The sequence below is a fragment of the Nocardioides psychrotolerans genome (assembly GCF_900113685.1).
GTDB classification, from domain to species: domain Bacteria; phylum Actinomycetota; class Actinomycetes; order Propionibacteriales; family Nocardioidaceae; genus Nocardioides; species Nocardioides psychrotolerans.
Genome location: NZ_FOQG01000013.1, coordinates 116,623 through 129,603 on the forward strand (window position 1 = coordinate 116,623; position 12,981 = coordinate 129,603).

Sequence of the window (12,981 nt, forward strand, 5' to 3'; positions counted from 1 at the left end):
GTGCTAGTCCTCGACCAGACCCAGACGGAGGTATTCGGCGGCGTAGGTGCCGCTGAGCATCAACGAGGCGTAGCGGGCGACCTCGCTGGGCACGTCGGTCGTCAGGTGCTCGACGCGTACGCCGCGCTCCGTGGCCGCCGCGAGGAGCCGGCCGCGGTGCTCGCGCACCACGGCGTCCTCGGCGCCGTCGTCGAGGACGAGCAGCATCGGGCGCAGCTCTCCCCCGTCATCGGAGAACGGGTCCTCGAAGACGTTGCGGGGTTTGGCGGCCTCGATCACCGGGAGCAGGTGCTCGGCGTCACCCGCGATCGAGGTGCGGCCGCTGGAGCGGCGGATCGACTCTGCGACGCGGCGGGCGGCGCGGGCGGCTAGCACCGAGCCGCCCCAGACGATCGGGTTGGCGTCGGCGAGCGCGATGGCGAGCATCTTGGCCGGGTTGACGGCGAGGTTGCGGTGCGGGCTGCAGGAGGTCGCCACGTCGTCGAGTGCCTGTGCCACGGTCTCCGGCTCGGCGCTCGGGCCGAGGGTGACCTGGTCGAGGTAGCTGAGCATGACGACCGCGGTCGCGAGCTGGTCGCGCGTGGTCGTCGGCAGGATCGTGCTCCACCGACCGGCCGCGTGCTCGGCGACCATGGAGGTCGGGGGGCACGCTACGACGACCTGGCAGCCACGGCGTACGGCCTCGGCGACTGCCGAAGCGGTGCCACTGTCGCCACCGTCGGGCGCCAGCACGATCACCAGGTCGAGACTGCCCGCCCAGCCGGGCAGCGCCTGACCGGGCCAGGCCACGAACGGCACCGGGCACCACGGCTCGAGGACCGCGCGCAGCAGTCGCGAGTCGGGGCCGGCGGCGATGATCGCGCGCGGACGCGCCTGGTCGTGGCTGCGGGCCACGACGTCCGCGATGGCCTCGGCAGCATCGCCGGCCTCCCGTCGGACACGGGCTCCCGACTCCGCCAGCGTGCGCAGGCGAAGGTCAGCCGCACCCAGCGCGACCTCGTCATCGAGCCGGGACTCGTCGAACCAGGACATCGTGGGGCCTAAGCCGGCTTGCGGGCTTCGTCGACGAGCATCACCGGGATGTTGTCGCGGATCGGGTAGGCCAGCCCGCAGCCCTGGCAGACGAGCTCGGGGGTGGCGGTGTCGTCGCCCACGAGCTCGAGGTCGGTGTGGCACGCCGGGCACACGATGATGTCCAACAGGGTGGGGTCGAGCTCGACGCTCATCGGTCGCTCCTGATCTGTGCGAGGACCTCGTCGCGGACGCGGTCCATGGTCTCGGTGTCCTTGCCCTCGGCGTTGAGCCGGAGCAGGGGCTCGGTGTTGGACGGCCGGACGTTGAAGGTCCAGTCGGGGTGACTGACGGTGAGCCCGTCGAGCCAGTCGGTGCTGACGGCGTCTTGGCCGGCGTAGGCCGTCTCCAGGGCCGCCATCACGGCCGCGGCGTCGGCGACCTCGGAGTTGATCTCGCCGCTGGCGGGGTAGCGCTCGTAGGGCGCGAGCAGCTCCGAGAGCGTCCCGTCGGTCTCGGCGAGCGCCGCCATCGCGTGCAGTGCGGCAAGCATGCCGGAGTCGGCGCGCCAGAAGTCGCGGAAGTAGAAGTGGCCGCTGTGCTCGCCGCCGAAGATGGCATCCGTCTCGGCCATGGTGGCCTTGATGAAGGAGTGGCCCACGCGGGTGCGGACGGGCTTGCCGCCGAGCTCAATGACGATCTCGGGCACGGCGCGGCTGGTGATCAGGTTGTGGATGATCGTGGCACCGGGCTCCTTGGCGAGCTCGCGGGCGGCGATGAGGGCCGTCAGGGTCGACGGCGAGACAGCCTGGCCGCGCTCGTCGATCAGGAAGCACCGGTCTGCGTCGCCGTCGAAGGCCAGGCCGATGTCGGCGCCGGTCTCGAGGACCTCGGCCTGCAGGTCGCGCAGGTTGGCGGCCTCGATGGGGTTTGCCTCGTGGTTCGGGAAGGTGCCATCGAGCTCGAAGTAGAGGGGCACCAGGTCGACCTGGGGCGAGCCCAGCCGCCGGAAGACGGCGGGCGCTGTGTGGCCGGCCATGCCGTTGCCCGCGTCGGCGACGACCTTGAGGCGACGTCCGGTGACGGGCGCGAGGGTGAGCAGGTGGGCGGCGTAGGCCTCGAGCACGTCGGTCTCGCTGATCGACCCGACGGTGAACGACGGGGCGAAGTCACCGGAGACGACGAGGTCGCGGATGTCGGCGAGCCCGGTCTCCAGGCCGATCGGCGTGGCGCGGGCGCGGCACAGCTTGATGCCGTTGTACTGCGCGGGGTTGTGGCTGGCGGTGAACATCGCGCCCGGCAGGCCGAGGTGCCCGGAGGCGAAGTAGAGCTGGTCGGTGGAGGCGAGGCCGATCATCACGACGTCGGCGCCGGCCTGGGTCGCGCCGTCGGCGAAGGCCGCCGCCATGCCGGGCGAGCTGGCCCGCATGTCATGGCCCACCACGACCTTCGTCGCCCCGACGACCTGGACGTAGGCGCGGCCCGTGGCGCGCGCGAGGTCCTCGTCGATCTGGTCGGGGACGGTGCCGCGCACGTCGTAGGCCTTGAAGATCGCCCCGATGTTGGCGGGGTCCAAGGTGCCCGACGTGACGTCGGCGGGGCTGTCTGCCATGCGGCAGACAGTAGTGGAGGACCCTCAGTCGCTGGTCAGCACCCGCAGGTGTCCGCGCCGTGTCGACTCGTGGCCGGTCTCGTCCTCGGGCGCCACGCGCGCCACCGGTGCGGGGCGGGCGGCCTCGCGGACGGCGTCGGCGAGCGCGAGGAGGTCGTCGCCTGACGGTCCGGTCTCGCGGGGGTCGCCCTGGAGTCGGATGACCTCCCACCCGCGAGGGGCCGAGAGCCGCTCGCTGTGGATCGCGCAGAGGTCATAGGCATGGGGCTCGGCGTAGGTCGCGAGCGGCCCGAGCACCGCGGTGGAATCGGCGTAGACGTAGGTCAACGTGTTGACCGCTGGACGCCCACACGGGGATCGCGAACAACGACGGGCAAGACTCACGAGCGTGACCGTACCGGTCCACACCCCCGCTCCCGTTTAGGCTCGCGGCTGTGAGAGACACCGGCCGGACCCGAGACCGACGGGGCCGCGGCATGCGCGGGCCCGCCGTCATGCCCCGCACGCCCGGACGACCGGAGCTCACGAGGCCCCGGGAGCGCTTCGACGCCCTCGTGCTCGAGGTCGTGACCGACATCGACGAGCGGTGGTCGTCCCGGCTGGGTCTGGTGGAGTACGCCGTCGAGGACACGCCGCTCGTCCCTGATGACTGGGCCGGCACGGTGCCGCTGTCGTCGCTGGTGCGCGGCACGGGCAGCCGGCCCACCCGGCTGGTGTTCTTCCGCCGCCCGATCGAGCACCGCTGCGAGACCCGCTCGGACCTGGAGGCGCTGGTGCTGACGCTGGTGGTGGAGCAGATCGCCGAGCTGTTGGGCATCGACGCTGAGGACGTCGACCCGCGCTACACCTCCGACTGACCCGTTCCGGACCCGCAGCCCGTCAGGGCAGACCCGGCCGCACGGACGCGACCAGGCCGCTGGTGACCTGCGGCCGCAACCGGATCACGGTGGCTCCGCGTCCGGGACCGTCGGCCTCGCTGACCAGGAGCGAGGCGACGACCGAGACCTGGCGAGGGGCGAGGGTGACCAGCGCGGTCCGGCGCGGGAGGTCGAGGGCGTAGCCGCGACCAGGGAGCACCTCGGTGCGCTCCTCGGACAGCACCGTCCCGTCGGCGGCGACGGCGGTGACCGAGACCGACCCCGACTGCGAGGCACCGGCGAGCAGGAGCCGCTTGTCACCGGCGGGAGCGAGGACGGTCGTGGCGCTGTCGACCGGGAGGCCGCTCACGGCGTGGGAGAGGTCGCGGTCGGCGTAGGACCGCACGGTGGCGGTGATCGGCTGGGGGGCCTCGACGAGGAGCCCGAGGGTGCCGTCCGAAGCGCTGGTGTCGAGCAGGTCGGAGAGCGAGACCCGGGTGACGCTCTGCGGTGCGAGCACGACCTCGTCGAGGCCCGACGGGGTGAAGACCGACTCGGGCGAGACCAGCTGCACCCGGGCGCGGGTCTCGCTGTTCCCGGGATTGAGCAGCGTGAGCGTGCGCAGGCCCGAACCGGGGGCGATGCCGAGCAGCAGGTTGCTCCTGGCCGGCTCCGGCTGGGCGCCGAGCCAGTCGGTCGAGGCGCCGCCGGTGCCGAGCTCGGCGTAGCGGTCGCGGATGCTCGCGGAGACCCGACCACGCGACGTCGTCACGTGGAGGGCGAGCTCGTCGCGACGCGGGACGACCTCCCCCAGGTCGAGACGTACGACGCCACGTCCGGGCACCGCCACGCCCCGCAGGTCGGGAGCATCGACGATCCCACCGACGCCGTAGAGCGTGGCGTCGATCACCGCAGGCCCCGCGTCGGGGTTGACCAGCTCGAGGACCGAGGTGTGCCGGGCACCGGAGCCGACGCCGGTGAACCACTGGTCGGAGGCGGGCGCCCGGCACTCGGCGGCGGCCACGGGGCTGGCGAAGCGGCCGACGAGCAGCCCGGGCGCGACCTCGCCGTCGGCCCGGACGACGAGCGGGCCGTCGCCGCCGTCCAGGGTGGTGACGCGTCCGGGCTCGATGTCGTCGCTGCCCTCGCGGTCACCGAGGCGGAAGGCGATCGGTCCACCGACGTCTGCGGCCGACGTCACGTAGGCCTCGGGGTCGCCGCTCGGACAGATCGCGACCGCGCGGGTCAGCGGGGTCTGCTCGGGAGGGCGCGGTCCGGCGGTGGGGACGTCGGGGCGCACCAACAGCAGGGCCGCGACCGTGAGCAGGGGCAGCAGGACCGCCAGCACGGTGGTCACGTCGAGACGGCGGCGCAGGGACGTGCGGGTCATCGGCGCCTCCTCTCGGCGGTGGGGGCACAGAGGACCGCGACCACCACGATCGCGAGCCCCTGCAGCACCACGAGCCCGAGGTGCAGCCAGGAGGTCGGACCCTCCAGCGCCTGCTCGTCGAGCTCGCGCCCGACCTGCCAGGCCCGGGTCTCGCGGTCCTCGGCACTGGCCTGGACGAGACCGCCGGTCGAGTCCAGCAGCGCGGCGACGTCACCGTCGGCGGGCGCGGGCATCACGACGTACTCGATGCCCTGCGTCGCCAGCCGGTCCACGACGTCGGGCCCCGGGCGCGACAGGAGGGTCTGCGCCAGGTCGGTGAATGCGGCGTCCTCGGGGGTGCGGGTGAGGATCTCGTCCTCCCCCAGGGTCACGCCGTCGCCGCGACGGATCGTGTAGCTGAGGCCGGTCTCGACCGAGCCGCGGACCACGAGGATGCCGTGCTCGTCGCCGGTCATCGACCTCTGCACCATGTAGGCCGGGATGTCGGTGTCCTCGGTGTCGTCGAGGCCGTCGTGACCCCCGACACCGAACCACACCAGCCCACCGAGGGGTACGACGGCCGCCACGACCGCCACCACGCTCACGAGCGTGCGCCGCGTCCCGACGGACCGGAGCGTGGCAGCCGCCAGGCCCTGCCCGCCGAGCGTCGCGGCGGTGACGAGCGCGCCCTGGAGGACGACCACGAGGAAGCCGATCCCGAGCGGGGTCGTCGTGGTGTCGAGGGTGACGACGAGGATGCCGAGCGCGGCGGCCAGCACACCGGCGACCAGCGCGACGATCCAGCACACGAGGACCGGGATGCGCGTGGCGCGCGGCAGCAGGGCACCGAGGGCGGCGGCGAGCACCAGCACCCCCAGCCACCACGGGGCGCCCAGGTCGCCGATGCGGCCCGAGAGCAGGTCGCGGGTGTCGACGGCGGGCAGCGGCAGCCGACCGACGTCGAGCACGAGCCCGGCGGCCGCGCCGTGCACGAGCGAGGGCAGCCACCACGGCACCAGCAGCACCGGCACGGCGAGGATCGCGGTGGCGGGCGGGCCCCAGGTGGAGCGGTCACGCATCGCGCTGGGCACGATCGCGAAGGCGGCGGCGACCACGACGAGACCGAGGACCAGCCCGAAGAGCCAGGCCACAGGGGCGAACGCCGTGACCAGCGCCAGCAGCAGCGCCGTGCGCCAAGCGGCTCGCCAGCGACGGTCGGCCGCGGGGTCGGCGAAGCCGAGGGCGGCGTGGGCCAGCCAGGGCAGCAGGACCGCGGTGACGACGGGGCCGAGTCGTCCCTCGCCCCACGCGCCGCTGACGACGGGGACGAGGGCATAGGTCGTGGCGCCCCAGAGCAGCACCCAGCGGGGGGCGCCCTGGGGGCTGACGAGCCGACCGGTCACGCGCAGGAAGCGCCAGGTGCCCCAGACGCCGGCGGGCACGGCGAGGACGAGCAGGGCCGAGATGGTGAGGGTGGTGCCGAGCAGCGAGCCGACCAGCGCCAGCGCCAGCAGGTAGGCCGGGGCCGGGACGGCGCTGCCCTGGCCGAGCGCGTGCCACGAGTCGAGGTGGAGGTGCCACCAGTCACCGACCGACTCGGGCACCGGCGAGAGCCCGCCACCGACGACGGAGCCGAAGGCTTCCCGCGCGCCGACCAGCGAGGCGACCACGAACAGCGCGAGCAGGACGGCGATCGGGCTGGTCAGGAAACGGGCCACGACACCGGTGTCCTCGAAGGCGTCCTCGTCGTCGAGGGACGGACGTCGCGTGACCATCGACGACGGGTCACGCTCGAGCGTGGCCGCCCGGCGCCGTTCGGCCACGTCGGCCGCCTGGTGCGTCGCGGCCGCGGCGAGGTCGCTCACGAAGTCGAGGCCGTGGCGGTAGGGCAGCCACGGGGGCGCCAGGAGGTCGGAGACGTCGGCCGCCCCCTTCCCGTGCCGGCGTTGCCGCTCCCGGCGGGCCGCGAGGATCTGGCGCGGGCTGGAGTAGAGCGAGACCAGGGCGGCGAGCTCGTCGAGCGCCTCGCCGACGGAGCGGACCAGCAGGAAGCCGATCATCCGCAGGAGCGTCCCGAGGCCGAGACGGAGCACCTGGAGGGGCAGCGCCCGGGTGCGGCTGTTGACCAGCAGCGTGTAGAGCGCGGCGCGGCGCTCCTGGTAGTGCGTGTGCCGGCCCGTCAGGGGCGTACGACGGATCCCGCGGTGGGCGGCCTCCGCGTGGAAGACGACGGCCTGGGGCACGACGATCGTGGTGTGACCGGCTGCCGCTGCCCGCCAGCCGAAGTCGAGGTCGTTGCCGAAGATCGGCAGCTGGTCGTCGAGCCCACCGAGCTCCTCGAGGACGGTGCGGCGCACCAGCATGCCGGCGGTGTTGACCGCGAGCACCCGTCGTACGTCGCCGTGCTGTCCCTGGTCATATTCGCCGCGCTCGAGCCCGGTCTCGCGGCGGCCGGTGCCGGAGATCGTGACACCGACCTCGAGCAGGCGCTTGAGGTCGGGCCACTCGCGCAAGGTGGGGCCGAGGACATCGGCCTCAGGGTGCTGCTCGGCGGCGGCGAGCAGGGCAGCCAGGGCGCCCGGCGCGGGGTTGGCGTCGTCGTGGAGGACCCACACCCACTGCGGGGGCTCACCGACCGCGTCCAGCTGCTGGAGGCCGAGCTCGAGGGCAGCGGGGAAGTGCGTGGCCCCGGTGACACGCAGGGCCGGTCCGTGCTGTGCGGCGAAGGCCGCGTCGAGCAGGTCGGCGCTCTCGTCCTTGCTGCCGGTGTCGACGGCGACGACCCGGTCGACGGGCCGGGTCTGCGCCTGCAGGCCTTCCAGCACCGCGGGCAGCCAGCGGGCGCCGTCGTGGCTCACGAGCAGCGCGGCGACGCTGGTCCGACCGACAGCGGTCTCCCGAAATGAGGTCTCCGCGGGCGCTGACACGATCGGCCACCCTAGTCCGGTCGCCGGTGGCCCCGAAATGCAGGAACCCCGGCCACGAGGGCCGGGGTATTCCTGTCGAGCGTCAGACTGCGCGCTTCTTCAGCTTGCGGCGCTCCCTCTCGGAGAGACCACCCCAGATGCCGAAGCGCTCGTCGTTGAACAACGCGGCCTCGAGACAGTCGTCCCGGACCTCGCACGTGAGACAGACCTTCTTGGCCTCTCTCGTCGATCCACCCTTCTCCGGGAAGAACGCCTCGGGATCGGTCTGCGCGCACAACGCGCGATCCTGCCAACCCGCATCCTCGGCGTCCGGTTCGAGAAGAAACAGTTCTCTCACGGTCTTCACCCTTTCGACCCAGCAACACACCGAACAACAATGTGAGAATTACATGCCTGTCGTACCCCTGAAGTCAAGCGCTGATCTGCTAAGGCATGAGCCGCCTGGCCTCCGGCGTGGCGACGTGCGGCAAGGTAGCGGCCATGCCGGATCGTCGACCAGCCCCCTCCACCCGTCCCATCCTGCGCCGGATCACCGTCCTCTCGGGCGGCATGGGCGGCGCCAAATTCTTGCAGGGGCTCACCCACGGGATCCGCTCCGGGACCCTGCCCGGTGTCGCCCCTGACGCAGTGGTGACGGTCGTCGCCAACACTGCCGACGACATCTGGGTGCACGGCCTCAAGGTGTGCCCGGACCTCGACACCGTGATGTACACCCTCGGCGACGGCATCGACCTCGAGCGCGGTTGGGGGCGTCGCGAGGAGACGTGGAGCGTCAAGACCGAGCTCGCCGAGTACGGCGTCGAGCCGACCTGGTTCGGCCTCGGGGACCGCGACGTGGCGACCCACCTGGTGCGCACGCACATGCTCGAAGCCGGCTACCCCCTCTCGCAGGTGACCGAGGCGCTGTGCCGACGCTGGCTCACCCCGGCCCTCGGCGACAGCGTCCGTCTCCTGCCGATGACCGACGACCGCGTGGAGACCCACGTGGCGATCGCCGACCCCGAGAGCCCGAGCGGTCGACGCGTCGTGCACTTTCAGGAGTACTGGATCAAGCTGCGCGCCTCGGTGCCCGCCGAGGTGGTGCTCTTCGTGGGGCTGGAGGACTCCTCCCCCGGCCCTGGCGTCATCGACGCCATCACCGACGCCGACCTGGTGATCCTCCCGCCGTCCAACCCGGTCGTCTCGGTCGGCACGATCCTGGGCGTCCCGCGGGTGCGTGAGGCCGTCGTGGCCACGAAGGCACCGGTCGTGGGGCTGTCCCCGATCGTGGGCGGCACGCACGTGCGCGGGATGGCCGAGCAGATGCTCGACGCGATCGGCGTCGAGGTCAGCGCCGCCGGGGTCGGGCTCCACTACGGCGCCCGCTCCGAGGGTGGTCTCCTCGACGGGTGGCTGGTCGACGAGCGCGACGCCGGCTCCGTGAACCGCCTGACGGACGCCGGCGTCGCGTGCCGCGCCGTACCGCTGATGATGCGCGACCTCGACGCGACCGCTGCGATGGCTGCCGCCGCGATCGAGCTGGTGGGCTGAGCGCACGATGAGCACCATTTCCGTCACCGCGCCCGACGGACTGCCCGAGGTGCGCGCCGGCGACGACCTGGCCGCGCTCCTGGCTCCGGTCCTCGCCCCGCTCGCCGACGGCGACGTCGTCGTGGTGACCAGCAAGGTCGTCAGCAAGGCCGAGGGCCGGGTCGTGGTCGGTGCGACGCGCGAGGAGGCGCTCGCCGGTGAGACCGACCGGGTCGTGGCCCGCAAGGGGCCGACGCAGATCGTGCGCACGCACCACGGGCTGGTCATGGCCGCCGCCGGGATCGACGCCTCCAACGTCGAGCTGGGCTCGATCGTCCTGCTCCCCGTGGACCCCGACTCCTCGGCCCGCGCGCTCCGCGCGCGGCTGCTCGAGCTGACCGGGGCCAACGTCGGGGTCGTCGTCACCGACACCGCCGGCCGCGCCTGGCGCGAGGGGCAGACCGACATCGCCATCGGCGCCGCGGGGCTGCTGGTCACCGAGGACTTCGCCGGCCGTGTCGACGGGCACGGCAACGAGCTGGCCGTCACCGCACCGGCCGTCGCCGACGAGATCGCTGGGATGGCCGAGCTCGCCCAGGGCAAGCTCAGGGGCCGCCCGGTCGCCGTCGTGCGAGGCCGCGCCGACCTGGTGCTGCCGAGCGGCGAGGACGGGTCCGGAGCCGTCGCCCTGGTGCGCGCCGAGGGCGCCGACCTCTTCGGCTTCGGCGCCCGCGAGGCCGTGGTCCGCGCCGTTGCCGGCGACCCGGCCGACCAGGCGGTGTTCGGCACGCCCGCGAGCACCGAAGAGCTGCTGCGCGCGCTGGGCGCCGCAGTCGGCACATCGACCGGCACCGCCACGGCCTACGGTAGCGGTGTGGAGGTCCGCGGCAGCCAGGAGCCGGCGCTGGTGGTCGTGCTCGCCTTCGCCCACGGATGGGTGGTCGACGGGACCTTCGACGGGCCGACTGGGCGGGACCGCCTGCGGCTCCGACCGTCGACTCCGTAGACTCACCGCGACCCCGCCCCGAACCGAGGTAGACCTAACCGTGGCTAAGCAAGCCAAGTCCGACCGCCAGAAGGTCATCGACGACATCCGCAAGAAGCAGAAGGGCGCCGAGAAGCGCCGCGGCTTCATGATCGTCGGTGTCTGTGTCGTCGTCGCCCTGCTCATCATCGGCGCCGCGTCCTACCGGCCGCTCAAGAACGCCTGGGACCTGCGCAAGTTCAACGACCTGGGCCTCGCGAGCATCGGCGCTGCCCCGTCGGCGTGCGAGAAGGTCGAGACCAAGACCGCCGAGGGCAACAACGACCACATCCCGACGAACACGCCGGTTGTCTACGAGGACGCCCCGCCGGCCTTCGGTCCCCACTGGAACGAGTTCGGCGTCGCGCCGGCCCCCATGGACCGCAAGTTCTACACCGACGCCGACCGTCCCGAGCTGGAGTCGTTGGTCCACAACCTCGAGCACGGCTACACCGTCGTCTGGTACGACGAGACGATCGCCGAGGACGCCGACGCGATCACCGAGCTGAGGGCGGTCGCCAAGCAGTTCCCCGGCACCGACAACTACCGCTACAAGTTCATCGCGGCCCCGTGGACCTCCGAGGACGAGGACGGCGCGGCGTTCCCCGACGGGACGCACGTTGCCTACACCCACTGGTCCGTCGGTGGCGAGGGCGAGACCGACGCAGCCAAGCAGGTCGGCGTGTGGCAGTACTGCTCGGAGTTCAGCGGCGAGGCCCTCGAGACCTTCATGCTCGACTACCCCTACCTCGACTCCCCCGAGCCGACGGTCGAGTAGTCAGCGCCCCCGGTCGGGCAGAGCGGTCAGCGGCGCGAGCCGTCGGTCGCTACTGCCCGATCCATCACGAGACAGCGTCGGACCTGACGGTCGACCACGGGGCTCCCTGGTCGTCAGCGCTGCCGCTGGATCCGGAGTGCCAGTCCCCGTCGGCGTCGCGCTCGTGCTCGTCGAGATCGATGGCCGCACCGTCGCCTGCCGTCGTGGGCCCTGGCGAGGTCGTCGATCATGCGAGCAAGGTGCCGCGCCGGCCTCCGGTGCATCGTGGTCAGCACCGTCGAATCCGCCAGCCTGGGTAGGACCCGTTCGTGTTCGGGGTGCCTGGCGCTCAGGTCCGCCCGGCGCGGCACCGGTCCCATGTGCCGCCTCCTCGGAGTAGCGGTGGCTGTCCCGCTCTCGCGCTCATGGCGCTCACGGGACTCGGCGAGAGTGTTATCTCCCAAGACATCGGTGAGAGGCGACGCGCTGCAGCCCCGCAAACCGGGCCACCGCATCGGGCAAGATCGTCGTCGCCCATAGGTTCACGTGTCAGGGTGCCGACCCTGCGCGCCCCCTGTGTGGTGCCTGCTCTGGCCTCGCCTGCGTCGCCGCCGACCAGAAGTGAACCTCGAAGCGACTGGCCGATCCTCCAGCGCAGGGCGGTGTCGGCGCGCGCCAATAGCCTTGGCACGAGTCGGGATCCCGTGAATGAGTGCTTGTCAACCGAACCTCTCTTCGACTACACTAGATGCATGACAACCGGCGCCACCATCGACCCCCATCAGGTCGACGACGACGCGCCCACACCCACTGACCTCATCGCTGAGATCCGCGCCGTCAAAGCAGCAGAGAACGCTGCCGGGTTGCGGATGTTCCACCTCGGGGTGGGCGTGGGCCCACGCCCACCCCGAGACCCCCGGCGACCAGTCCTGGAAGGCACCACGAGCCTCCTATGTCCCGGGTGAGCCGATGGGCGACGGGTCCCCGGTCACCGGTGACCTCGATGAGGTGCAGTGGTTCGGGATCCCCCCCCATCACCTGGTCCGCCGCAGCACCCTTCGCCACAGCTAACGCGATGTCCACCGCAGCCGGGAAGGCGTTCCTGCGGGACTGCCTCGTGATCCGCCACCGGATGCCGAGGGTCCACGCAAAAGTATGCGCCGGGAAGGTCCCGGTATGGCGGGCCCGGCGCATCGCCGGCGCCGTCCTCGGCGCACCCAGAGACGTCATCGCCCACGTCGACCGTGCCATCGCCCCCCTCGCCGGCACCGCCGGGTTGATCACCCTCGACCGCCTCATCGACGAAGCGATGCTCCTCCTGCACGCCGAAGAGGTCGAGGCAGCATCACTCGAAGCCCTCGAACACCGCCACGTCACCCTCGATGAGAGGTCGATCGGTCATACCGGGATCGCGGAGATGACCATCCGCGCCGACTGGGCCGACCTTCACGACCTCGACACCGCCGTCGCCCTCATCGCCGAAGCCCTCAAACGCGACGGATCACTGGAGTCGTTGGACGTCAGGAGGTCCCAAGCCGTCGGGATCCTCGCCGACCCCACCCGGGCCCTCGCCCTCATCAACGGCCACGAACCACCCGCACCCTCCAAGAGCATCGTGGCCTACGTCCACCTCGACCACGACGTCATCGAAGGCCGCGGACTCCTCGCCCACAACGAGGCCGGCCACACCCTCCTCGCCGACCGCATCCGAGAATGGCTCGCCCGCGACGACCGCCACATCACCATCCGCCCCGTCATCAACCTCAACGACCACTGCAACGGCAGCGAAGACACCGGCCACCACGGTCACCAGCGGCCAGACCCCTACGTCCCCACCTTCCTCACCGCCGAGAAAGTCCGCCTCCGCAACCCCACCTGCGTCTTCCCCCACTGCACAAAGAAGTCCAGGTCCTGC

The 12,981-nt window shown here is 72.1% G+C and carries 12 protein-coding genes; 5 read left to right on the forward strand and 7 right to left on the reverse strand.

Annotation, left to right across the window (positions count from 1 at the left end; all coding sequences use genetic code 11):
• Positions 1-3 precede the first annotated feature (3 nt).
• Genes BM204_RS15695 through BM204_RS15710 form a run of 4 tightly spaced genes read right to left on the reverse strand, consistent with a single transcriptional unit; the run spans position 4 to position 3,007 of the window.
• Entirely contained in the window at positions 4-1,032 is a 1,029-nt protein-coding gene (locus BM204_RS15695; RefSeq protein WP_091115236.1) for an SIS domain-containing protein, read from the reverse strand.
• An 8-nt stretch (positions 1,033-1,040) separates the two neighbouring features.
• Positions 1,041-1,226 carry a Trm112 family protein gene (locus tag BM204_RS15700; RefSeq protein ID WP_091115238.1) on the reverse strand — a complete coding sequence of 62 codons (186 nt, stop codon included), beginning with the start codon at positions 1,224-1,226 and terminating at the stop codon, positions 1,041-1,043.
• On the reverse strand, positions 1,223-2,623 hold the full coding sequence (locus tag BM204_RS15705) for a phosphomannomutase/phosphoglucomutase (protein ID WP_091115240.1): 1,401 nt from the start codon (positions 2,621-2,623) through the stop codon (positions 1,223-1,225). Before BM204_RS15705 ends, BM204_RS15700 begins: the two co-directional genes overlap by 4 nt.
• A 24-nt stretch (positions 2,624-2,647) precedes the next feature.
• On the reverse strand, positions 2,648-3,007 hold the full coding sequence (locus BM204_RS15710) for a DUF3499 domain-containing protein (RefSeq protein WP_091115290.1): 360 nt from the start codon (positions 3,005-3,007) through the stop codon (positions 2,648-2,650).
• A 92-nt stretch (positions 3,008-3,099) separates the two neighbouring features.
• Here BM204_RS15710 and BM204_RS15715 point away from each other — a divergent pair, with 92 nt between their 5' ends.
• Complete coding sequence (locus BM204_RS15715; RefSeq protein WP_091115243.1) at positions 3,100-3,480, forward strand: metallopeptidase family protein; 381 nt, start codon at positions 3,100-3,102, stop codon at positions 3,478-3,480.
• 22 nt (positions 3,481-3,502) lie between these two features.
• Here the strand turns inward: BM204_RS15715 and BM204_RS15720 are convergent, their stop codons facing one another.
• From BM204_RS15720 to BM204_RS15730, 3 genes are all read right to left on the reverse strand, one after another.
• The gene (locus tag BM204_RS15720; protein ID WP_091115244.1) at positions 3,503-4,870 is read right to left on the reverse strand and encodes a DUF5719 family protein; all 1,368 of its coding nucleotides are present in this window, start codon (positions 4,868-4,870) and stop codon (positions 3,503-3,505) included.
• Positions 4,867-7,776 (reverse strand): glycosyltransferase family 2 protein, encoded by a 2,910-nt coding sequence (locus BM204_RS15725; protein ID WP_143099794.1) that lies wholly within the window; start codon positions 7,774-7,776, stop codon positions 4,867-4,869. Before BM204_RS15725 ends, BM204_RS15720 begins: the two co-directional genes overlap by 4 nt.
• 82 nt (positions 7,777-7,858) lie before the next feature.
• On the reverse strand, positions 7,859-8,113 hold the full coding sequence (locus BM204_RS15730) for a WhiB family transcriptional regulator (protein ID WP_091026910.1): 255 nt from the start codon (positions 8,111-8,113) through the stop codon (positions 7,859-7,861).
• Positions 8,114-8,256: 143 nt separating this feature from the next.
• Between BM204_RS15730 and cofD the strand changes: the two genes are divergently transcribed.
• The 4 genes from cofD to BM204_RS15750 all read left to right on the forward strand — a co-directional run.
• Entirely contained in the window at positions 8,257-9,306 is a 1,050-nt protein-coding gene (cofD, locus tag BM204_RS15735; protein ID WP_091115291.1) for a 2-phospho-L-lactate transferase, read from the forward strand.
• Between the two features lie 7 nt (positions 9,307-9,313).
• Entirely contained in the window at positions 9,314-10,291 is a 978-nt protein-coding gene (gene cofE, locus BM204_RS15740; RefSeq protein WP_091115250.1) for a coenzyme F420-0:L-glutamate ligase, read from the forward strand.
• A 40-nt stretch (positions 10,292-10,331) separates the two neighbouring features.
• Positions 10,332-11,087: a DUF3105 domain-containing protein gene (locus BM204_RS15745; protein WP_091115251.1), complete on the forward strand. Its 756-nt coding sequence runs from the start codon at positions 10,332-10,334 to the stop codon at positions 11,085-11,087.
• A gap of 1,054 nt (positions 11,088-12,141) precedes the next feature.
• On the forward strand, positions 12,142-12,981 hold an 840-nt coding region (locus BM204_RS15750; RefSeq protein WP_218153746.1), incomplete at its 3' end, for a 13E12 repeat family protein.